Origin of the sequence: Agarivorans sp. OAG1, assembly GCF_037076485.1 — a bacterium.
Lineage (GTDB): Bacteria > Pseudomonadota > Gammaproteobacteria > Enterobacterales > Celerinatantimonadaceae > Agarivorans > Agarivorans albus.
Window position 1 is genome coordinate 3,108,248 of record NZ_AP028990.1, and the last position, 24,790, is coordinate 3,133,037.

Sequence of the window (24,790 nt, forward strand, 5' to 3'; positions counted from 1 at the left end):
ACCTCACCATCCCCTTTTAGTTTATTTTGCTAAAAATTAACATATCGCCTTATTTTAGTGCAATATTTGATATTCATTTAGCTCAAACAACATTCGATATATTTACCATTGATTATGCATATTGTTGAGCGCCGAATGCAACAGCTCATCATCATGACTATCCACAACCGTATTATCATCAACAAGTTGGCTATGATTATTGTCTTGGGCATCATCAAGTTGATGATGTTGGTCCTCACCTTCAGCCAATGGATTGTCAAACGGATCCGACGATTGTAATGCTAAATCATCTGCATCAGCTAAAGGGTTGTCTACGTTAAATTCAGGTAGTAGATCTGTTTGGTCGCCATCAGAAGACTCCAATGGCGTGTTATCTCTGGTCATTCCCAACATTTGAAAGTAGTGGTCTACCGGAGCAATAGGATCATTGAGAACTCCAGTGCTTGCCACGTTGGATAAATCGGCATCAACATTTGAACTAAAGGTCAGCGTATCTGTTTCAGTGTCACTTTGTGGAGCATCTGATTGCCCTATTCCGGCGAGTACAGGTGCCGCTAGTACATCAACTCCAATAGTTTGACTAACCGAAGCCTGTTCACTGCCATCATGACTAATTGCTGAAACATTTAAATCAAAATGGCCATGAAAGTCAGCTTCAGGAATAACTTTGAGGTTAGTTAATTCGCTTTGTTGCAGTGTCCATATGCCGTTATTTTCAGTCCCCGCAGATAGCGAAGCCCCTGGTGGAACGCCTGTGATTTCAACTGTGAGCGTTTCATTTGTATCTGGACTGGATACGTTAATATTAAGTGCTAAATCAGAATTTTCATTCCCCGAAATCGCCATAGTATCGAGTGGCGAAGCTAAATCACCGACATGCTTAGTAAATATCATGGTAGGAGTATCGGCATCAGGCGACACATGAATCGCCATAGTGTTATCTATCGCTACATGACCATCGGTCACCGTATAATTTAAGCGTAATTCCCCATTATAATTTACCCCTGGATTAATAACCCAATGGTCACCTTGTTGGGTGATAGTACCACCACCGACTATTGATAAATGGCTTACATCAAGCACATCTTTAGCGTCTGTATCGTGAACGTTAGCAAGTAAATCAGCTTTACTCAGAGTGAGCAGATGATCTTCAACAACCGTATTAGCAAGGGCATGACCAACAACAGGTACATCATTGGTACCGATGATCACTAACTTCATGGCTTGGTCTACGCTGTGACCAAGAGAGTCGGTAGCGGTCACCATTATTGTTTCTTCAAGTCGCTCACCCTGAGCCAAGGCCTGCACACGAGCCGAATCGTTGTGGGCCTGATATTGCCAACTGCCATCGCTACTTAAGGTTAGGTCACCGTATTGCGGACGTGTTCCGGCTTGCAATGCCCAGGTGACACCGCTGGCGACTTTGACATCACCAACTAATAAATCGAGTAAACCGTGCGAGCGTGTGACTTTATCTTCGGTAACCACAGACTCGGACGCGCCGAAAATTTGCGGCCCGGTTTTACCGTCACCAATGTGTACTGTTAGATGTTCTTCTCGGCTCTCACCGCTGCCATCGGTAACTTTGAGGGTAACGGTTTCGGTATGAATTTTACCTGCAGCCACCTCCTGATTGAGTTTGTCTCGCTCCGGACCACTGTGGCTAAAGGTAAAGTCCCAGCGACCGTCGGCATCAATATTAAAGTAACCAATGCCCTGTACATCAATTATATTGCGGTTGCCTGGAGTGAAATCCAATTGATGGTGGCCGCCTTGATTATCTATGTACTCGACGTTGAGGTTGTCAGCGTTATCAATGTCATCAATATTGATATAGCCGTAAGAGTGGGTGTTGGTCATTGAGCCCGTGGTAATTGAACGGGATATTTCAAAGGTTCCTGTTAGTAGAGGCGCGTCGTTGGTGCCATGAATACCAATATTGACCACGGCATGCTTGGTGTCGCCATGGTTATTGGTATAACTGATGAAAAAGTTATCTGCATGGCTATCTGTTTGCCCCATTTGCTGAATCGCGGCAGCTTGGTTGTCCAATGTGTAGTGATAGCTACCATCGGCGTTCATGTGTAAGGTGCCATAGTTGCCTTGTAGCACTCCGGTAGTGGTTACGGTTTCACTAGCGCCAACAGCAAATAAAGTTCCTGTCGCAGTAGTCTTACTGTCCTCCTCGACAGCTTGAGTTTGTACCAGCGTACTGAGATCAGCTGAAACCACCAGTTGCCTCTGTTCATGAGCGCTATCGCCAGTTGCTGTAGCGACAACCTCAGCATGAACTTGATAGGCGTTGTCGCCAATATTGGCAACTTGGTTGGCAGGAATGGTCAATTGCCAATGGTTATTGTTAACGCTGGCGCTATAGTGTGTACCAGCCACAATCACATCAACCGAATTGCCATCAGCCACATGGGTTGTGGCACCTGTAATAGTTAAATCCTGCTGATGGTCATGATGATTTACCCAATCGTCATTGGAGATAGGGTCGATAGACAGCGTTGGTTTAGCAGTATCTATAGTGATTTTATGATGGGCTTGGGCATAGCTGCCATCAGCTTTTACTTCAAATACGGTCAGCGTATAGGTACCATCGGCGCGATCTGTTGCGCTGACATCCATTTTCCAATGACCATTTGCATCGACAATTGCTTTAGGACCGCTGAGAATCCCACTGCCCATGATAGTGCTACCGGGCTCGCCAGTTCCGTATAAGATTATGTGGCCGTCGCTAGTAACAAAGTCACTGTCACTGACACCGGTATCATATTCTAATCTGGTAATTGCCAGAGGCGGCGTGACATCAATTATTGCGTTGGCATCAATAGTGTTATGACCATCGCTGATTTGGAAACTAATGGCTAAATCGTTACCAACAAAGCCTGGGGTTGCAGTAAAGCTATAGCTGCCGTCAGGATTGGTTACTACCGTTCCATGGGGAGAGAGCAGTGAACCTGCCACAATCGATAATCCCGCGGTGCTGGTATCAACATCGGTAACATTCGCAAGTAAATCAGTTGCTTGAAAGTCGTGGGTGTGGCCAGATTCAACCTTGCCTAAATCGGTGGTGACGGTGGTTGGCGCGGTGTCGCTACCAGTGAGGTCGACGCTGATTTGATGTTGGGTGCCATCGGCAGTCTTAACTGTAACGATATCGGTGGCACTTTGGCCCTGTGACAGCGCTTGTGCGGCTTTGTTAGGCGTATATTGCCAATGACCAGTGGTATCGATACTAAATTCCCCGTGGCTGCTAGGCAGCACTTGAGCGATGAAGTGATCTTGGTTGGTATCGGGGTCGGTCACCGTAAGTTGACCCGAAACGGCATGGGTTTCGTCGGTAGTTAGCTTGCTATCGCCTGTGATGCTGGCATTCCCTACTTGAACTGTAAGGTGCGCAGGTAGTGTTTCTTGCCCATCGGTCACGTCGACTTCGATTTTCAATTCACCGCGATAGTTGGATTGAGGGGTAACGGTCCAAGTGCCATCACCATTATCGTGAATCGTGCCGTGATTCCCAGCAATGGATACGTGGGATACCGATAAGGTGTCACCATCAATATCAGTGGCTTGGTTTAAAATATCATCTTGATTGATGGTAAAGCTTTGATTGACGTTAACTGTTGCGTGAAATTGGTCGTGGTCTATTTGATCGTACTTATGTAGCAGATCATTCAAGTTACTTGCTGCAGCAAGTGCTTTAATTTGTGCAGGAGAAATGACCTGATCAAACACCGCAAAATTATCAAAAGCACCATGCAGGTTACCATCTTGTGACCAGTGGCTCTTGCCAATGAAATTTTGACTTCTAGCGGTAGCGGGAAGCTCTGCGCCGCTATCGGTTTCCCCTAATAGCTGGCCATTATTATACAGTGCCATATGACCATCATGACTAATGGTCGCGGTCAGTTTCATCCATTGGCCCGGGGTGACCCCATGAGGCACCATTAGGTCATGCTTTTGACCCGCAGCGTCGATGAATTCGAGCTGTAGTGTATCGGTGGTGCCACTATGGGTGAGCAAAATGTTGTCTTTGGCTTGGCCATTACCAAAATCAAACACTCTGGAATAACTGTCAGCTATTGAGTCAAATTTTACCGTGGCGGATACCGTAATACCTTGGCCATATTGTAAATCCGGGACTTCGATTTTGGCACCGCTATCACCATGAAATTGCACTGCTGAATCTGGCGTGCCATCAGCACCTGTGGTGGCAGTGATGGTGCCACTTAGCACGGCATGATTATTTCGGCCTGATAGATCGGTGCCTTGATTACCCGAAAATTCGTAAGCCGCCGAGATGGGCAGTGATGCAAATTGCCCACCTGCTAAGAAAGTTGGCGCATCGTTATCTGCTGAAATGTGGATTGCGCCAGTGTACTCTTTCGAGTCTAGGCTGCCATCGCTTACTGAGTACTTAAACGCAGACTCGCCATTAAAATCTGTTACTGGCGTAAAGACCAATTTATCAATGTTATCAGCATCAATTTGCTGGCCAGCAACCACTGCTCGACCATCTAATAATAAACTACCGTGTGCAGGGTTGGGCAGGTGAGTGATGGTAATGTGCTGCAATGTATCGCCCGTATCAACATCAGCAAAACTGAATTCATTTTTACTGAAAGTATGGCTATGGTCTTCAATATCCCTAACACTTAGATGAACTGAGGTCGGTGCATCATTTCTTGCTGCAATATCAATTTCAGCCGTTGCTACCGATGAGTTGTCATGGCCATCATTAACTGAGTACTTAAAGTTAACTCTACCGTTAACGTCTTGTTCAGGGGTAAATATCAGGTTAGCAATATCCGTTTGGCTAATGACTTGGTTAACCGTTACGGCAGCACCATTTAGATGCAGCACACCTAAACTGGCAGCGGGTAATTCCGTAATGGTGATACTGCTTAAACTGCCGCCATCGCTGTCAGTAAAACCAAAGTCAACATCAGTAAAGTGATAACTAACATCTTCAATAGCATGGATGACTTGTGTCGCAATCGTTGGTGCTTCATTGCTACCTTGTACGTCAAAGTGCATGGTGTGAGTTGTTTGACCACCTTCATTATCGGTAACGACTACATTAAATGTTTCGGTAACGTGTTGCCCTTCGGTTAAGGCTTGAGTAGCAGCTAAAGCATTATCAAGTTCGTAATGCCAGCCGCCATTGGCTGCAATTGTAAAGTGTCCATATGTACCCAACACATCGGTTTGTTCGGTAATGCTATGGGTGTCTCCAGTATCTGGATCGCTGATACTTAGCATGCCTGAAGTGCGAACGTGGTCGTGTCCGCCGTCTTCAATAACGGTTTTAGGTGCTGCGAGTTCAGTAACGATTGGGTTATCGTCACGGCCATCAATGTTGATGGTGATTTGGTGTTGGGTGCCATCAATACTAGAAACGGTATAGGTTTCGTGTACCTGATCATTTTTGGTTAACGCATTAGCGGTGGCATTCGGTGTGAAAGTCCAATGACCATTGCTTGACATATCGAGGTGGCCATAGGTGCCATCTAGAGCAGCAACATTAAAGTGCATTTGCGCGGTATCTGTATCTTGCACACTTAGCACGCCAGAGATGCTGGTATCTTCATCAGTATTGGCAAGATCATCACCACCAATTTGGGCATTGGGAACTGGTTTGGTTGGATCCAGAACTAATGCCTGAAAATGGCTGTCTATCGCTTGAGTATTGTCTGGTCCTTGGGTGGTGACAATGAGTCCTATATTCATATTGTGACTATCGCCACCAGGCAATTGTGCAGTTAAATCGGCTAACGACCAATCTTTAACATCGACTTTATCTGTCATTCCATTAATAGTGTGACTATGCCCATGTCCATCACTGATAACAGTACCTTTTAGTAATCCAGTAATCTCTGTTTTGACAATTTTGTCGTCAGTATCGGTAGGGGGAGTGATGACAGGATTTAAGCGAATGAGCGCATCAGGATTTGGTGGGACCAAGGTGCTGTCGACTTGCACGACTTCTGATATCACTCCAGTAGCTGTTGTTGTGATTTGATGATGGCCAGTAAGATCGCTCGCGACCCCATTTGCCATCCTAATATCAATAACCAAGCCATTATTTTTATCCACAACGCTATTTAACGGGGCTTGTGATAATAAGCTGGCATCAACGGGATGATTAGTGACCATTGCAGCACTGAATATTTGCCCATGGAATGCATCTTTGGGCTGAAAACCATGATTTTGATGGTGGCCATCCTCATGGACTAAGTTGCCATCTTGATCCTGCGCTAGCGACAGCATCCCCTTACCTGGCATCGTATCACCTTGATGGACATTATCTTGGGTGAATTTTACTTTACCATCTTGCAATACTTGTAAGATGCCAGAGTGGGAGTCCCACAATAGTGTGTAACGGTGGGTTAAATTGTCAGCAGTAGTGTCAATACCTGTCGCATACTCAGTGCCACAAATCGATACGGTTAGATTTGATGGTTTCCAAGCGTAAAGTTCGTTGGTGGAATGGCTGTTCCCATAACTAATAAACGTTGCCCCATGTATACCTTGTGTAGCAACCTGATTGCCACCGATGACGTTGAACTCCACGGCAATATTGGAGATCGTGTCGCCTGTTTGTAGTTCGCCATTGTTCATTACCGAACCTTGACCACTACTATCAAACTTCATTACCTGTTGTTCAGTGGTAAAGCTTAGTGTTGCATGAGCGCTATCGGTCACAGAGGTAATGTCAATATTTGCATGCGCCGTGCTCTGGTTGGTGCCATCGGTAACTTGGTAAATAATATCGACATTGTCGCCATGAAAGTTGGCAGTAGGCGTAAACGTGTAGCCGTGAATTGCGTCGCCATTAAAGGTTCCGTGGGATGAAGTTGGGGTACCAACAATCTGCAGTGAACCGTCAGGGTCTGACAAATGTTCAAGTAGCTGCGCCTGTGTAATATGAATCGAATGGTCTTCATCCGTTGTGCCTAAATTGCGGGCACCACTGTCAGTTAATGGGTCATTCACTGCTGCGATATTGATGGATGCCTGAGCGGGAGCGGAATCGGCATGGCCATCATTCACGGTATAACTGAAATGAACATCACCATTAAAGTCTTTCGCTGGAACAAACTGCAGCTTACTGATATCTCCGGCATCGATAATCTGATTTACAGACACATCACGTCCATCAAGTACAAATTTACCTGCTGCTAAGCTTGGCAAGTTAGTTAAGGTAATAGCCTGTAAGGTGTCGCCAGTATCAATATCAGTAAAGCCAAACTGACTTGCTTGCATCTGGTAACTGACATCTTCAGTACCGTTGGTTAAATGTACCTGATTGATCGTTGGTGCATCATTGGTTCCGGTAACATTAATATGCAGATCGTAAGGCGTACCGTCTTTACTATGCACACGATATACTACGATTTCAGTTTGACCTTGTGCTAGATGCTGCAGGTTGGCGTTATCAACGCTATAGGCCCAGCTACCAGCACTGTCAATGCGTAGCTGACCACCAAACGGGTCATGAATTTTTGTTTCGCCAAATTGACTATATCTAAATGCATTTTCACCGCTATCGGGATCAACGACATTGAGGGTACCATTAGCAATCTCGGTGACGGTGCCATTAACATTACTACTGTGGGCCCCATCTTCAGTAATACTGCCACTACTGACCTCTGTGATGACAGCACTGTCTCTCACCGCGCTAAGTGTTGTTGTCGCTCCGGTGTGGGTGATACCACCGTGAGCATCTAAGACGTCATAGGTGAAATGGACTTGACCGTTGTAGTCTTTGTCTGGAGTAAAGGTAAAGGTTCCATCTTGGTTAGTGAGAATAGAGCCATGATCAGCATGTAGATTGGCAATGGTGAGTTTGCCTGCATCATTGGCATCCACGTCTATGGTGTTTGCTAAAAGATCAACGACAGAGATGGTTTGAGCTAGATCTTCTTTGCCACTAGCAAGCAGCACTTCTGAAGAGCAATATGGGCGGTCATTATCACCATGAATAGTAATAATAATATCGTGAGATGTGCCATCTTTAGCGTATACAGTAATGGTATCAGTTAACGTTTGATGCTCACCTAATTTATCAATGGCAGTGCCGATTGTTGTCTTACGATTTCCGACCCAATCAACGCTTCCAACCGTCACGTCGTAATGCCAAGTACCATCTGTGTTTAAGAGTAAGTGTCCATATTGTCCGTGGTAAGAGTTATTCCAGGCACCGCCTTTAGGATCAAACTGAGATTCTGCTGTATCGGGGTCAACAATATCTAACTTGCCATCAGCTGTTAATGCTGCTTGCCCGAACTTAGCCATGCCTGGCTGAGCATAATCTGGCGACATATCTTGTCCAGCAGTTCCCTCGCTGACATCGCCAGTATCAACTCCACCAATAACGGCAGCATTATTGGTGCCGGTTATGCTAATAGAAAGGTTTTGTGTGGCGCTGGCATTATGCTCATCAGTGACGGTGACTGGAATCGTTAGCGTTTTTGTTACCCCTGAGGCTAGTGATTGATAACTTGCATGGCTAGGGTCAAAGCTGTAGCTGCCGTCGGGGTTTAATGTGAGTCCATCTATCTGTGGTGCTGAGTAACGTAGTTGTGCACCAGTATCAATATCATGGCCTATCATCTGCCCATTTAGGATGGCGCCACCTTCAGTGACAGACTGTGACTGTGCACTCACTGTGGGAGTATCATTGGTGCCGTGTACACTAAGTTTGATGGTATGCTCAGTGCCGTCAGCGGTGCGGATAATCGCCGAATCTGTTTTTGTTTCGCCGGCGGCAAGGTCTTGAATATGACGGTTGTCCAGCGTATAGGTGTAGTGGCCATCTTGCATGAGTAAGATATGCCCACCGAGTTTAGTATCGTAACCAATACCTTGGTAAGTTTGTGGACCTATATTAGGGTCAAAACTGTTATCGCCTTTGTCGGGATCTTGAATGTTTAATTGACCGTCATAGTGCAGATCGTAATGGGTATCTATGTAGCCGCGATCTTCAGTAACGCCGCGTAAATTCATGTCCGTTTGAGCATCGGTGACGGTTGCTTTATCTTCTGTGCCGTTAATGGTAATGCTAAGACCGGACTCGGTTCCGTCAGCTGATTTAACCAAAATGTTTTCTGTTAGTGATTCACCGGCTTTTAACTCTTGAATAGCAGATTGTGCGTTGTCAGCTGTGTATTGCCAATGGCCTGAAGTATTTATGCTTACTGTGCCATAAGTACCAGTGTAAGAGGCGGCAATAAATTGCGACTCCCCGCTGTCTACATCTAAAGCCGTTAATTGCCCATCGGTTTGCAGGTAGCCATGATTAACGTGTAAATCTTCCGACACTGAACCAGTTTTATCACCACTAATTGTGGCAATATCGTTTTCCCCGGCGACATTAACCTGAATTTTATGCTCGGTCCCATCAATTGAGTGAACAATAAATGTTTCTTGAAGGGTGGCACCTTTTGGGAGTTGTTGAATGGCATTTTGTTGATTATTTGCGAGATATTGCCAATGACCATCATTACTGATGACAAGCTGCCCAAATAGGCCATCTTGAGTCCCTGACGGGAAAATGTTCTGCCCGGCGTCTACATCGGTAATCGTCAGTTGCCCTGAGGTCGTTAATAATCCTGAAGTGAGTTTATCTTCGGTCACTGTCCCGGTATCAACACCTTGAATATCGGCTCTGTCATTACTGCCAAGGACTTGAATTTGTATGCCATGAGGAGTGCCATCAGTAGATTTTACAAAAAAGGTTTCCAATCCGAGCTGGTTTTCTTGTAATGACTGAACCGCTTGCGAGCTGTTGTTGAGTTGGTAGTGCCACTCTCCTTTATCATTGACCAGCAGTTGACCATATTTTCCCTGCAGTGTTTCAGCTGTGAACTGCATGTCACCTTTATCTGGGTCGAATATATTGAGCTGCCCATTAGCCGATAATTGCGCCGTATCTTCTTTTAGCAGCGCAACGTTTTGGCCAGTAATAATTGCTGGAGAATTACTGCCTAATACGGTCGCCGTGATAACTTGAGAAGTCCCATCGACACTGGTTACAGTGAAGCTCTCATTGAGCTTTTCGCCTGCTTTTAAACTGACTATATCGGTGTTGTATCTATCGACACTGTATATCCAAGCACCGTCTGCATCAATTGTTAAGAAACTACCATGACTGCCAGCTATCAATTGAGCTTGGAAGTGATTTTCTCCAACGTCAGTGTCGGTAACCGTTAATTGCCCGTTAGCGAGTAAGATATTCGGCGCATTGGCTGCATCGGTAATGGTAGCGCTATGATTGCCACTGATTACAGCGTTATCGTTACTGCCAAGGATATCTACCGATAAGGTTTGTTCTGTACCGTCAGCCGTTTTTATAATGACGGAATCGGTGAGCTTTTGCCCTTGGGCGAGAGATTGAATGGCTAATTGGCTATTGTCGGCATGATAATGCCAATGACCATTGACATCGATTTGAAATTGGCCATATTGGGTTGTACTCGTTTGAGCCAAAAAATACCCTTGTCCCGAGTCTGCATCTGTAGCTGTTAGCTGGCCTTGGGTTTGTAGTAGACCTTGCTGAACATCTTTGTCCTCGGCTACTGTGGCTGTTGCGGTACCTGCAATGACAGCCTTATCGTCTGTGCCATTGATTTTGATAGTCACTTGTTGCTCAGTGCCATCAATTGAGTGAACGATTAGGGTCTCAGTCAGTGACTCACCTGTTTTAAGCCCTTGAATCGCCGCTTGCGCATTATCAGCTGTGTAGGTCCAGTGACCCAAATTATTGATAGAAAGCGTACCGAATTGGCCTTGCAGGCTCTCGGCATTGAACTGGGCTTGGCCGTTGTCAGCATCGGTGATGTTAAGTGCGCCATCAACACGCAGTTGACCACCATGCACGTCTTTATCTTCGGTGAGCGTAGCTGTACTGGTGCCTGCAATCACTGCTTTGTCATCAGTACCGTTAATCGCGACAGTGATTTTTTGTTCAGTGCCATCGACGCTGTGAACCAATAACGTATCCGTAACCGAATCACCCGTTTTTAGACCTTGAATCGTGGCTTGTGAGTTATCCGCTGTGTAGGTCCAATGGCCGAGATTATTGATAGTCAGCGTACCGAACTGCCCTTGCAAAGCCGTTGCTTGGAACTGGGCTTCGCCATTGTCTGCGTCAGTAATTGTTAACGCGCCATCAACGCGAAGCTGTCCGCTATGAAGGTCTTTGCCTTCGGTTAATGTGGCGGTTGCAGTACCTCCTATCACAGCTTTGTCATCGGTGCCGTTAATAGTGACAGTGATTTTCTGTTCAGTGCCATCAACTGAATGCACCAACAATGTGTCGGTGAGTGACTCGCCACTGTTAAGGCCTTGAATGGCGGTCTGAGAATTGTCAGCTGTGTATGTCCAATGGCCAAGTTCGTCAATAGATAAGCTACCAAACTGCCCTTGTAGCACATTGGCTTGGAACTGGTTTTGACCGCTATCCAGATCCGTAACTGTTAATACACCATCTGCGCGCAGTTGCCCTTGATGAACATCTTTATCTTCGCTGAGTAAGCCACTATACCCTCCGCCAATGATCGCCTGTTCATTAGTGCCAAGAACTTGAATAGTTAAGTCTTGCTTAACTACTTCACCAGCACTGTCGGTTACACTAACAACAAAATGCTCAACCCCCTTTTGCCCTTCGATTAACGCAAGGGTTGCAGGTTGCTTATTATCAAGCTGATATTGCCACTGCCCATTATCAGGGTTAATAGTTAATCGGCCATATTGACCTTGAGAGTGGCTAACTGCCCATTGTAGTTGCTCATTGTGGTCTGGATCTTTAGCGAATAACTGACCATCAACTTCAGAAAGTGCAGCCATCTCAGTAACGTTGGCATGGTGCAAACCAGAGATTTGGGGTTTATCATTACTGCCCTCCACCTCTATTGAAACCACCATTTTGATTTGATGCTGCAGATTGTCTTTAACTAAAACAACAAATTGCTCACTATGGTGCTCTCCTTCAGCCAAAGCATTGGTCGTAGCTAGTACATTATCCAACTGATAACGCCACTGCCCAGTATGAGAGTCTACAACCAGCTGGCCATATACCCCACTTCCAGACTCAACTGACCAGCTTACTTGGTTAGCGTCAACACCAGCAACATGCAACTGACCGCTCACCTCGCTCACTTTATCTTCTTTTACTGATCCGCTTTGTTGCTGTGCCCCTTCAGCATGAATAACCGGTGCTTGCTGCTGGTCAGTTTGAGAGTGATTAACTTTAGTAAGCTGTTGTACTGTCACACTGGGCTTATAATGATTACCCTCAACATTTACCAACTGGTTGCTCGTTAAACCCTTAACCCCAACATGATTAAGAAGTGAATGTGCAGCAAACCAATGAGAGTTGGCACTGCTACCCCCTCCTTTACCCACTCTTGCTGTCGCTTTGCTATCATCAATTAAGGCAGCTTCCACCAAGGCAGCGCCAGCAACGGCTTTTGAAGTGTCGTCGGATTCGGAGGATTTAGCATTAGCAGATTCCCCACCTTTACCAGTTTTCGAAATTGTCTCTGACGGGTTTGTGGCTTCTGACAATAATCCCTCGTCTGGTAAAGCCTGCTGCTCACTTAGCTGTTGCTGATGGGATTTATCAGCAACCAAATCTTGATTGCTTAAACCTGCGGTTTTTACATCCCGTAACTCTTTTGCCTTAAGCCGTGCTACATCTTCATCGATACGCTTGGCTTTTTTTATGCCTTTATCTTTGTTGACGCTGTTACTGCTTTTAGAGAGTTTGCCTTTGGCATTTGAGGCTGATTTATCTTGCGGCTTAGTCATAACAAACCTCTCTTAACGTTCGCCAAAGGCAGTGGTTATGTTGGTAAATACTGGCTTCCATAAGTATTGAAATACCGTTTTATCACCCGTCACAATATCTACCTCACCAGTCATCCCTGGAATTAAACCAAAGCGCTCGGGATCATTGTTAAAAAACGGTCTCTCAATGCTGATTTTCACCTTATAGAAAACACCTCCTTTCTCATCGGTATCTGTAGAAGGAGAAATCCGCTGAACAATTCCATCTAATGCCCCATATCGGCTGTAATCAAAGGCGTCTATTTTCACCCTTGCAGGCTGTCCTTCAGTAACAAAACCAATATCACGTGGAGATAGTTTGGCTTCGATTAGCGCTTCCTTGGTAGTGGGAACAATTACTGCGACAGTTCCGCCTGGTGCAATTACGCTGCCTGAGGAGGTAGTCGGAATAGATTGCACAATCCCATCAACCGGCGCCAAAACAGTAGTTTGAGAAACTTGTGAACCGGAAGACTTTAAACGCGCCTCAACCCCTAACAGTTCGGCTTGAGCCTCAGCTCGCTTTTCACCTACTTGATTGAACAAAGCAGCATTTTTCTGATCTAGTTGCTTACTGAGGTTAGTTAGACTTTTACTTAAAACTTGTTCTTTACCCTCTAAAGATTTTAGCTCTCTTATGTAAGAGTCGAGCTTTTGTTGAGCTTCAAGTACCTGTAATTTAGAAACCACCTGGATGCCACCAGGTGATTTCATCATGTTGATAGTTTTACGCGAAGCCGCTATTTGATCACTTAATGCTGGCACTTCATTCTCTACTGCTGCTAATTCTGCCTTAGCTTTAGCTATCTCCGATTCTGTTAATGCCGAGGTTGCAGCTAACTCAGCATTCATCCTTTTAAGTGCTGAAACATGCTGCGCCACCAATTTAGGATACTCTGCTTCAAATGCCGAGAAGTTAGCTTGGCGCTGCTCAACAAAGGCGTTATAACGCTCTATACGTAATTCTAAGTTGGCTTGTTTGCTGGCTAATTCTTCCTCTAAAGACTGGCTATCAATGGCCACAAAATTTGCCAGTACATCGCCCTGCTTAACCACGTCACCTTCCTCTACACTCACAGAGGCTAAAGTTCCACCCAGCTGGCTTTGAATAACTTGCCGGTGACCCAGTGGCACCACCTGCCCTTTGGCTTTAGCAATTTCTTCCACAGTGGTAAAAATCGACCACAACAGCATCCCCAATACCGACAACGCGATAAACCACGCAATACGCCTAATCAGCGTTCTCTCCGCGGGGGCTTCGATGGCATCAGTAAATTCATGTTCTGGCCAAATACGATTAGACAATTGACGCTGTTCCATATTTACTGCTCCGTATCACTGTTGGTTTGAGGCTGCTGTGAAGGAATAGGTCCAACATAAGCGGCTGTACCTTTGTCTAAAATTATTACCTTGTCGGCTAGTTGAATTAGCTCTTGATCATGACTGGTGAAGATAATTGTGGCTTTGCCTCGCAAGCTTTCTAAGGTGCGAATAAATTGGCGTTTAGCATCTGGATTTCGGTTTGCTAAAGGCTCGTCTAACAGCAAGTACTGAGCCCCTTTTAGTAGTGCTCTTGCTAAAGAAATGTAGCCACCTTCTACCGCCGATAGCATGGCACTGTCATCACCTGCAATTGGCGCATCTAACTGTTCATTTAACGCGCTAAATAACGCTTGCCCACCAGCAGCCAACAACGCATCAATTAATTGTTCATCACTGGCATCAGGATCTGCTACTCGTAGGTTTTCAGCCAAAGTGCCCGGAAATAAATCTGGCTCTGCCGGGCAATAAGCCGCCCATGAGCGCAATAGCTCCGGATCGTACTGGCGAATGTTTTTGTTGTTTATTGCTACATAACCGACTTGAGGTTCAATTACCCCTAAAGCTGATAGCAACAATGAGGTTTTACCACAGCCATTAGGGCCAATGACTGCTACTATTTCTCCAGCGTCTATTTCAGCATTAACGGCCGATAATGCCGGCTCCATTTCGGCTCCATAACGCAAGGTTAAATGTTGAAAAGACACACTAGGTGCGCAGCTCATATCGGGTACATCTAAACGCAGTTCGCTATTTTCGGTTTTCACCTGCATAAATCGGTCAAACTGCTCAGCGGCCCCCTTTAGCAAGGTGAACTTTTGGGTGGAGCTAAACGCTAGTTGCGCTGGGCCGGTAATTCGCCAAATCAGCATGACACAGGCAATCAACGCCCCAGCAGATATTGACTGGTTAAGCACCAAGAAAATGCCACAGAAAACAGTGACCAAGGCAGTGGATAGACTTAAAGCATGAGCAACGGCAGCCATTAGCCCATTGCGCGCCGCATAACGAAAGTTCTGCCGGCTATTCTCACGGCATAAACGGGCAAACTTAGTGGTCCAAGCATCGACTTGCCCGGCCGCTTTTAATTGGGTGAGATTTTTAGCCAACTCGTTAAGCGCATTTTGATACTCACCAGATACCGTAGGAGAAGCGCTTTGAATGTAGCTGCGCATTAGTCGCATAAGTAGGTAAAACACCAGTAACATCAGCAGTGGAACCAGCACCAACCAACCACTTAACAAAGTAATGGTCGCTAAGGCGATGAAGGTAAAAGGTAAATCGATTAAGCCACCTGCAGCAGGACCAGATAACACAGTGCGAACTTTTTCTGCATTACGCATACGCGCCACATGATTGGCAATGCCCACTCGCGATAACACCATTAACGGCATGTTCAGCAAACGGTGAAAGGTAAGTTCAGACAAATCTCTCGCCATGCGATTACTCGCTGAGGACATCACTCTTGCTCTAATCAAGCGAGATGCAACTAAAATGCTTAAGGCCAATGCCGCACCTAAAGCAATACTGGGCAATACCTCAGGTGTTTGACCGCCAATTACACGGTCATAAACTGCCATTGTAAATAGCGGCACGGCTAATCCCGTCAAGCTAGACAATAAACTGAGCCAAAATACCGGCCGATACCATTTACTTCGCTTGCTCACTTGCTCGGCAAAAGCTTTCGCAGAAGATCCCTGCTGAGGCAAGCGCTCAATCATAATTAGATGCGCGTCTTCACCGATAGTTGCGGGGTCACAGGCTTGCCACTGCTGCTCAAACTGTTCCAGTTGCTCACCATGGCGACGCAACAACTTAGGAGCATGATGATCAGATATCAGTACAAAAGGATGAGCCGCTTGAGAAACTAAGGAAGGCAAGTGACGATGCACCGAATAGGCAATATGGTGTTTTTTAAGCAGCCCCACAAAACCCATAACATCTAGCGAATCTATGCGCTGGTCTTGTTCTATATTGGTTGCTTGAGAGTACAAACCAAGTTGCTGCAACAAACTAATTAAGGTGGGTTTTAAATCAGGATTTTGCTGCTCCATGTTAAGCCCCCCTCTGTTGTTTTAACAGCTTGACTAAGCCATCTTCTGCAATTTGCAGTTGTATGTCGCAATGGGCTTTTACTTCGTCAAAATGCGAAGCGATCATCACCGTCATGTCATCGCCTTGCTTACTTAGCAAGGTCAGTAAACGCTGCTGAGCATCAGCATCTAGAGACAACATAGGCTCGTCTAGCAGCAATATCGACGGTTGCTGCGCTAACGCGCGCACCAAAGCGATAAGTTTAATCGCTCCTTTGTTAAGCATTTGATTACCGCTGTCTCCCACGCGGGTTTGATAACCGGCTGGTAACAAGGAAATGGCAGCACTCAAACCCAACTCTTCTGCTAACACCATGGCATTAGCTTCTAATTCAGGCCGAAACAAGGTCATGTTTTCCATCAAACTGCCGGCAAACAAGGTAGGCCACGGCGCTAAATACACCACGGATTGGCGATACTCATTTGCGTCATGCTGGCCAAGTTCAACACCAGCAATATTAATGCTGCCTTGTTGCAACTGATGAAAGCCAGCCAGCGTACTTAATACTAAACTGGCGTGGCTAAGAGGATTAGATTGCACTACCACCATGCTGCCAGCGGGCAAGCTAAAACTCGCGTTTTCAATACAGGCCACCGAAGTTTTAGCACTTAGATGGCTGTATTCAATGGGCCCTGCTGGTAACTTTTGCTGATAGCAATGTTCGGCGCTAAAGCGTTCTCCCTCTAAACTTGTCAACTGCTTTACTTGTTGCATCGCAGACTTAGCGGTAACCATTCGAGAGCGCAGGCTAATAATGGCGCTTAAAGGAGCAACCGCTCGACCCGCTAATATAGAACAAGCCGCTAAGCCACCAGTGGTTAACTGTCCATCTAACACCATTAAACACCCCAACAATACCAATACTAAGGTAGTTCCCTGAGAGGCGCCTTGAATAAACTCTTGCAGCTTGGCTGATAACCAATCAACCCGCTGTTGTTGTTGCAAACGCTTATAGTTAATTTTTCGGTAATTTGCGGCAATGCCACTTTCTAGAGCTAAGGCTTTAGTGGTGGTTAGCCCAGACAATACGTTAATCAACAATCGTGAACGTTCAGCCTCGCTAAGCGCTAAATCTTTAGTGGCTTGGGCTAGCTGCTTGCCAAGCAGCAATACAAGTAAGCTAATTAATCCCCATACGGCAATCGGAATAAAAACTAAGGGCCCACCAATGTAAGCCACTAAAGCTAAGAAAATAACAACAAATGGGAAATCAATCAGGGCTAAGGCCGCTTGACCAGAATATAGGTCTCGCATACCTGCTATTGAACTTAAGCCATTAAATACCCCGCCCCTGCCAAGTTTCGCGATAGGATCAAAACTGCTGGCGAGTAGCGTTTTCACCGCATCAATAGTGGTATGCAACTCAAAGTTAGCGGCTGCCGAAGCCAATAACCAGCTACGTATGTATCGCAACACTAGCTCTAGTAAAATAGCCACCGCTACACCGAGCATAAGAACCGTAGCCGTGCCGTAGCCTTGGTTGGGTAATATGCGGTCGTAAATCTGCAACATGGCAAAAGGCAAAGCGAGCGAGAGTAAGTTTATAAATGTAGAAGAGAGCAATACATCGATTGCTGACCGGTTTCGAAACAATAAGCTTAACGCATACCTCATTTAGCTGGCTTCCTTTCTCAATAAACACTGCGATGAGTTATTGATAAGCCTAGCAAATAATCGAAGTTTTTCTTTTTTCGTAAGTTTTTATTTAAGCCTGCGAATAAGCCTCAACATATTCATTAACAAAATTGACACAAATACAAAACTAATTCACTATCGGTGAGCGTTAATCTAGCTCATGATTTCAGCATTGCTGTATATGTTGTCATTTAAATCTATTTATTACTTTTTAAACAAACAGATATGAATGAATCAGCCAACTTAGCTCAAGTGCTGGCATTACCCAGCCACTCTCACCACCATAGCCACAGGTATTTTCAGGTGGTGATTGGCTTGCAAGGACAAACCGAGTTTGACATTCAAGGTCAAGCTAATTTGGTTGGGCCAGGTCAAGGTTGTTTAGTGCCAGCCTCTGCGGATCATGCTTTTACCGGGGTAGGCAGAAATCAAATCTTGGTTATTAATCTGGCCGATACTCAACACGCTAGTTTGCAGACCAAAATCGAGCAATTGTTCGAACATCAATCCTACTTCAAGCTAGCCAACCAGTCGCAAGTTCTCGTCAATGCACTTTGTCAGGAAATGCTAACTAAGCCGCAAGACACCATGCTAGCCGAGGCCTGCGCCAATACCCTGTTGTGTGTACTGCAAAATCACTTAGCTCAAAGCAAACAACACCAAGCTAAGGTCACCCGCCTGCAAATGGAGCATATCGACCGCTACATTCAACAACACTTGCAGCAAAAAATTACCGTGGCGCAACTTGCGGGTTGTGTGTTTTTAGCCGAAAGCCAATTTCATTTATTGTTTCGCCAGCAAACCGGATTAACCCCACATCAATATTTGCTACGCAAACGCTTTATCGCGGCTAAACAGCTTTTAGCTACACAGCAATTAAGCATTGAGCAAATATCGCATCGCTGTGGTTTTGCTAGCCAAAGTAGCTTTACCAGTGCCTTTAGCACTTTTTATGGCATCACGCCTGCTCGCTACCGCAAACAAGCCAGCTAAAGCTAAAACATCCACGTCGCCTTCGCTCGCCCCGCCTAGGCTGACTACACTATAAATAAGCAACATCAATAACCTGAGCTCGGGATAACAAACCGATTTCGAAGGGCTATTTTTACTTATTTCAGTGTTGAAGCCACTTGCAATAAGCTAACTATTGGCGCGCAGCTTCGCCTAGAACTAAGTAAAACTATCTCGCCAGAAACATAAAGCTAAATTAAGCACTGGGTAGGAGAGTTATTGTCACTCCTTTATCGCGAGTTCAGGTTAAATAGATTGTTAAACGCTTGCTTCGCTTTTTGTTCATCAACAGAGAATTTCGAAAAAAACGCGGAGTTTTTCGAAATACGCGACGCCCAAAGCGCTCTACAATCGGCCTCTAAATAACAAAGCCGTAACATCCTCTGTCCCCTCGCAGAGGATGGCAACACGAGGACCCAGCATGCACAACACTATGCAACTCGATGCTAAGGCCATGACCCAAGCTTCGTTTATCGAGCAGCCTTTAACCAAGGTTTGGCAATACATTTCGCCGCTTTACGCTGTAAACGAATCAAGCTGGTTAAGCCAACTTATCCCACTCGCTAAACCTAGCCCAAGTGAATTAACCCAAACTACGGTATTGGCCACTCAACTTATCGAGCGGGTTCGCGCCGACAAAAATGCCGTGCAAATGATCGACGCCTTACTGCTTGAATACAGCCTAGATACCCGCGAAGGTATTCTGCTGATGTGCTTGGCAGAAGCGCTAATGCGAATTCCCGATAGTGCCACCGCCGACGCGTTAATTCGTGACAAAATGAGCGTGGCAGACTGGAAGTCTCACCTCAAAAACTCAGACTCACTGTTTGTAAATGCTTCTACCTGGGGCCTAATGCTAACTGGCAAAGTAGTGAGTTTAGATACCCCGCAAGATGGCCAAGCCAGCAAGGTGCTCAACAAGCTAGTAAACAAATTCTCCGAGCCAGTGATCCGCCAAGCCATGCATCAAGCCATGAAAATAATGGGGCATCAGTTTGTACTAGGCCGCAATATTCAAGAAGCCTTAAACAATGGCGAGCCTTTGCAACAACAAGGCTTTGCTTATTCTTTTGATATGCTGGGCGAATCGGCCCTTACCCGCCAAGATGCTCAAAAGTATTTTAACGACTATCACCAAGCTATTAGCGTTGTGGCTAAGCAACGTTCAAGTACTAGTGAAGCTCATCCTGCGGCCTCAGTATCAATCAAGCTCTCGGCTTTACATCCTCGCTACGAAGCAGCCAACCACGAAAAGGTACTACAAGAGTTGTTTGATACGGTTTTAGCACTGCTAAAACATGCCCGAGCACAGGATGTTGCCATTACCATTGATGCCGAAGAAGCCGACCGCCTAGAAATATCCTTAAAGCTATTTGCCAAACTCTACCAGCACCAAGCAGTTAAAGGCTGGGGCAAATTTGGTTTAGTGGTGCAGGCCTACTCAAAGCGAGCATTAGCAGTAATTGCTTGGTTAGCTACACTGGCTAAGCAGCAAGGCGATGTCATTCCCATGCGCTTAGTAAAAGGTGCTTATTGGGACAGCGAGTTAAAGTTGTCTCAACAACATGGCCATCACGGCTATCCGGTATTTACGCGCAAAGAAGCCACCGACGTGAGCTATTTGGCCTGTGCGCGTTTATTACTTAGCGAACATATTCGTGGGCTTATTTACCCGCAGTTTGCCAGCCATAACGCACAAACAATTGCGGCGGTGTCGGCGATGGCGACTCACCAAGACTTTGAGTTTCAGCGCTTACACGGCATGGGCGATGCGCTATATAGCCATGCCAAACAACTGCTAAATAGCGAAGTACGTATTTACGCCCCTGTAGGCAGCCATAAAGATTTGCTGCCTTATTTGGTGCGCCGCTTATTAGAAAATGGCGCTAATAGCTCGTTTGTTCATCGCTTAGTAGATGCCCGTTGTCCGGTCACCGATTTAACCGTGCATCCAGTAGATTTATTGCAATCACGCAGCTGCTTACATAACCCCAAAATAGCCCTGCCTCCACACTTGTTTGGTGAGCAAAGACAAAACTCCCAAGGTATCGCCACCGACATAGAAAGTGAATGGCAGCCCTTTGAACAGCAAGTCAGCCAGTTTTTAGGCAATCACCAATGGCAAGCCAGCTCACTTATTGAAGGGCAAACTCAAAGTGGTGAACACCATCTTATAACAGCGCCTTACCAGCGACCTCAGCAGGTTGGAGAGGTAAGGTGGGCCAATGCAGAGCAGGCCTTGCAAGCAATTAATGTAGCAGAACAAGGCTGCCTATTATGGCAACAAACACCAGTAAGCCAGCGTGCCAGTTACTTGCTGCAATTAGCCGATAAGCTTGAACAAAACATGCCAGAGTTAGTGGCCTTGTGCCACCGCGAAGCGGGCAAAACCGTATTAGATAGCATTGACGAAATTCGCGAAGCAGTAGATTTTTTACGCTACTACCCGCAGCAAGCCATTCAACACTTTAGCTCGCCTATGCAGCAACACTCGTTTCGCGGTGAAGCGCAGCAAGTCAGTTACCAAGGACGCGGCATATTTGTGTGCATTAGCCCGTGGAATTTCCCCTTAGCCATTTTTATCGGCCAAGTATCTGCCGCCTTGGTTGCCGGCAATTGCGTCATCGCCAAACCTGCCGAGCAAACCAGCCTTATTGCTGCTCGCTGTATCGAGTTGCTACTAGAAACAGGTATTCCTAAGCAGGTTATCCAACTCATACTGGGCAATGGCGCGTTGCTAGGGCAAACCTTATGCAGCGATAAACGAATCGCAGGTGTTGCCTTCACCGGCTCAACGCCAACTGCGCAAGCCATTAACAAACAGCTGGCTAAACGCGATGCCTTGCCAGTGCCGTTTATCGCCGAAACCGGTGGCCAAAACGCCATGATCGTAGACAGCACCGCCCTGCCCGAGCAAGTAGTAAGAGATGTACTACGCTCAGCCTTTGCCTCGGCAGGCCAGCGCTGCTCGGCGCTGCGGGTACTATTTGTTCAAGAAGATATTGCCGAACGCGTCTATTCGCTGATTGCTGGTGCTATGCAAGAACTGGCCATTGGTAACCCAGAAAAACTAAGTACCGATGTAGGCCCGGTGATCGACCCACAAGCTCAAACAAAACTGCAGGCTCATATTAGCTGGTTAGAAAAGAACGCTCAGCTCATTTACCAAGTAGCGCTTCCTGAAAATTGCAGCAAAGGCAGCTTTGTTGCGCCGTGCGCTTATCAAATCGAAGACATTGCTCAACTAACACAAGAACACTTTGGCCCTATTTTGCATGTGATTAAATATCAATCAAATCAACTTGATAGGGTGATCGATCAAATAAATCAAAGTGGATTTGGTTTAACCTTGGGCGTACATAGTCGTAATGAAAGTACCTATCGGCATATCGAGCGGCGTGCTCGAGTGGGTAATTGCTACGTAAATCGAGATCAAGTAGGTGCCGTTGTAGGGGTACAGCCTTTTGGTGGTCAGGGTCTTTCAGGCACTGGTCCTAAAGCGGGTGGCCCGCACTATTTGTACCGTTTTGCTAAGGCGAACATAAGCACCACCCTTGCCCAGCAGGAGCACTAATATGACCACGACTAACAAAGTTCTAAAACAAAGTCTTGCTGTGCAAGATGCTTGGCAGCAAAACACGGTGGCTCAACGTAGCGAGTTACTGCTTACTTGGGCACAATTGCTTGGCCAACGAGACCAGAGCTACCACGAATGTGCAGCAATGATCCGTTTTCAATGCCAACAAGCCCTAGCGCTTATTGCTAACGAGCATGAGCTACAAGGGCCTACGGGCGAAAGCAACCAGCTATACACCGCTGGCCGTGGCTGCTTTTTGTTGGTGGCCGATGAAACAGCCAGCAACGAAGCACTAGTAGGTTTAATGGCCGCAGCGTTAGTGGCTGGTAATACCGTTATTTGTTGTGCTGCAAATAGCCCTGTAGATGAGTTACTGAGCGACCTACTGCGTGCAGGCTGCCCGGATAGGGTGGCACAGCCCTTGGCTTACACCTTGGGGCCGCAACTTGCACAAAACAGTCTGGTAGCGGGCATTGCATTAGCAGGCACCAAGCAAAATTGCATCCACTACAACCAGTTGGCAGCAGAGCGAGATGGCCAACTTGCGCAGTTCGTCTATGAGACTGATATGCGCAACCTTAGCCAACTCAGTGAACCAACACTTTGTTTGCGCTTTATTACCGAGCGCACACGAACCATAAACATTACCGCCGTTGGTGGTAACGCCAGCTTGCTTGAGCTAGGCTGCGGCGAATAAACCTAAAGGCCTGGTTAGCCATTAGCAGCGACAACCCAAATAAACCAACATGCTGAACTCAGCAATAAAAGGAAAAAGGAATGATTGAAAATAGCTTTGCTATCAGTGCTACATTTATAGCCTATCTAATCGTTATGCTATCAATTGGCATTTACGCCTATAAACGCACCGCCAACTCAGAAGACTACTTCTTAGGTGGTCGTTCACTAGGCCCATGGCCCGCAGCCTTATCGGCTGGTGCATCAGATATGAGTGGTTGGTTACTGCTTGGTTTACCTGGATATGCTTACGCAGCCGGTATCGAGGCCATTTGGTTGGCCGGCGGCTTACTCGTTGGCACCTGGTTAAACTGGCTGATTTGCGCCAAACGCCTACGCACCTACTCCATCGTGATGGATAACGCCTTAACCATTCCTGAGTTTTTTGCGCGCCGTTTTGAAGATAAATCTAAATTACTGCAATCAATCTCTGCCTTCTTTATCTTGCTGTTTTTCTTGTTCTATACCAGCTCTGGCTTAGTGGCTGGCGGCAAACTGTTTGAAACAGTATTTGGTTTAGACTACACCACCGCAGTTATTGTCGGCACCATTTGTGTGGTGTCTTACACTCTATTTGGTGGCTTTTTAGCAGTATCTTGGACCGATTTAGTGCAAGGTTTATTAATGGCCGCCGCCTTAATGATCGTGCCAATTGCCGCAATGGAAGGCTCTTTTGGAGACTTAAGCCAAGCCCTCACCCTTAAAAACCCAGAACTACTTAACCTATGGACCGACGTAAAAGGCGAGCCTTTATCGGCCATTGCCATTATCTCGCTAGTGGCTTGGGGTTTAGGTTACTTTGGTCAGCCACATATTTTGGCGCGTTTTCAGGCCACTCGAAGCAACAAAGACATCGGCACTGCCCGTCGCATTGCAGTAAGCTGGACAGCTCTTTCTATGGCTGGCGCGCTACTCATTGGTGTAGTGGGCATTGTGTATGTAGATTCTCACCTAGGTGGCAATATTAAAGATGGCGAAACCATCTTCATGCTGTTAGTAAATGCCATTTTCCACCCTGTAATTGCCGGCATACTATTAGCCGCTATTTTGGCCGCGATTATGAGTACCGCCGACTCGCAATTATTAGTATCGTCGTCTGCCTTAGCCGAAGACTTCTACAAACAAGTTTTTCGCCCGCAAGCCAGCCAACAAGAAATTGTTAAGGTTGGTCGTATCGCCGTAGTCGCATTGTCGATAGTGGCTTTAATTCTGGCCATGAATCCAGAAAGCTCGGTACTAGGTTTGGTGTCTTATGCATGGGCAGGATTTGGCGCAGCCTTTGGCCCTGCCCTACTACTTAGCTTGTTCTGGAAAGACATGAACCGCAACGGCGCACTAGCTGGCGTAGTGTTAGGTGGCGTAACCGTAGTAGTGTGGAAACAACTAAGTGGCGGCTTGTTCGACATTTATGAAATTGTTCCTGGCTTCCTGTTCGCCAGCATTGCCATTATTGCAGTGAGCAAAGCCACAGGTGGCGCAACACCAGCAATTCATAGCATTCACGCTAAATACGAAAAACAGCTGGTTGAATTAGACTAAGCCCTTAACCACAAGGCAGTTAAATACAGCTAAACAAAAAGC

At 46.2% G+C, this 24,790-nt stretch carries 8 protein-coding genes; 4 read left to right on the forward strand and 4 right to left on the reverse strand.

Annotation, left to right across the window (positions count from 1 at the left end):
• Positions 1–102 precede the first annotated feature (102 nt).
• The 4 genes from OAG1_RS14210 to OAG1_RS14225 are packed head-to-tail and all read right to left on the reverse strand — an operon-like array spanning position 103 to position 17,865.
• Positions 103–12,819: a VCBS domain-containing protein gene (locus OAG1_RS14210; RefSeq protein ID WP_338621746.1), complete on the reverse strand. Its 12,717-nt coding sequence runs from the start codon at positions 12,817–12,819 to the stop codon at positions 103–105.
• Positions 12,820–12,831: 12 nt separating this feature from the next.
• Complete coding sequence (locus tag OAG1_RS14215; RefSeq protein WP_338621747.1) at positions 12,832–14,157, reverse strand: HlyD family type I secretion periplasmic adaptor subunit; 1,326 nt, start codon at positions 14,155–14,157, stop codon at positions 12,832–12,834.
• Positions 14,158–14,159: 2 nt separating this feature from the next.
• Positions 14,160–16,211, reverse strand: a complete 2,052-nt coding sequence (locus tag OAG1_RS14220; protein WP_338621748.1) for an ATP-binding cassette domain-containing protein — start codon at positions 16,209–16,211, stop codon at positions 14,160–14,162.
• A gap of 1 nt (position 16,212) precedes the next feature.
• The gene (locus OAG1_RS14225) at positions 16,213–17,865 is read right to left on the reverse strand and encodes an ABC transporter transmembrane domain-containing protein (RefSeq protein WP_338621749.1); all 1,653 of its coding nucleotides are present in this window, start codon (positions 17,863–17,865) and stop codon (positions 16,213–16,215) included.
• A 246-nt stretch (positions 17,866–18,111) separates the two neighbouring features.
• On the opposite strand from OAG1_RS14225, the gene OAG1_RS14230 reads away from it, so the two are divergent.
• The 4 genes from OAG1_RS14230 to putP all read left to right on the forward strand — a co-directional run bounded on the left by OAG1_RS14230 (position 18,112) and on the right by putP (position 24,748).
• Positions 18,112–18,879, forward strand: coding sequence for an AraC family transcriptional regulator (locus OAG1_RS14230; protein ID WP_338621750.1), 768 nt, complete (start codon positions 18,112–18,114; stop codon positions 18,877–18,879).
• 439 nt (positions 18,880–19,318) lie between these two features.
• Positions 19,319–22,471, forward strand: a complete 3,153-nt coding sequence (gene putA, locus OAG1_RS14235; RefSeq protein WP_338621751.1) for a bifunctional proline dehydrogenase/L-glutamate gamma-semialdehyde dehydrogenase PutA — start codon at positions 19,319–19,321, stop codon at positions 22,469–22,471.
• Position 22,472: 1 nt separating this feature from the next.
• On the forward strand, positions 22,473–23,171 hold the full coding sequence (locus tag OAG1_RS14240; protein WP_338621752.1) for a hypothetical protein: 699 nt from the start codon (positions 22,473–22,475) through the stop codon (positions 23,169–23,171).
• A gap of 80 nt (positions 23,172–23,251) precedes the next feature.
• Positions 23,252–24,748 carry a sodium/proline symporter PutP gene (gene putP / locus OAG1_RS14245; protein ID WP_338621753.1) on the forward strand — a complete coding sequence of 499 codons (1,497 nt, stop codon included), beginning with the start codon at positions 23,252–23,254 and terminating at the stop codon, positions 24,746–24,748.
• The last annotated feature ends 42 nt before the right edge of the window (positions 24,749–24,790 follow it).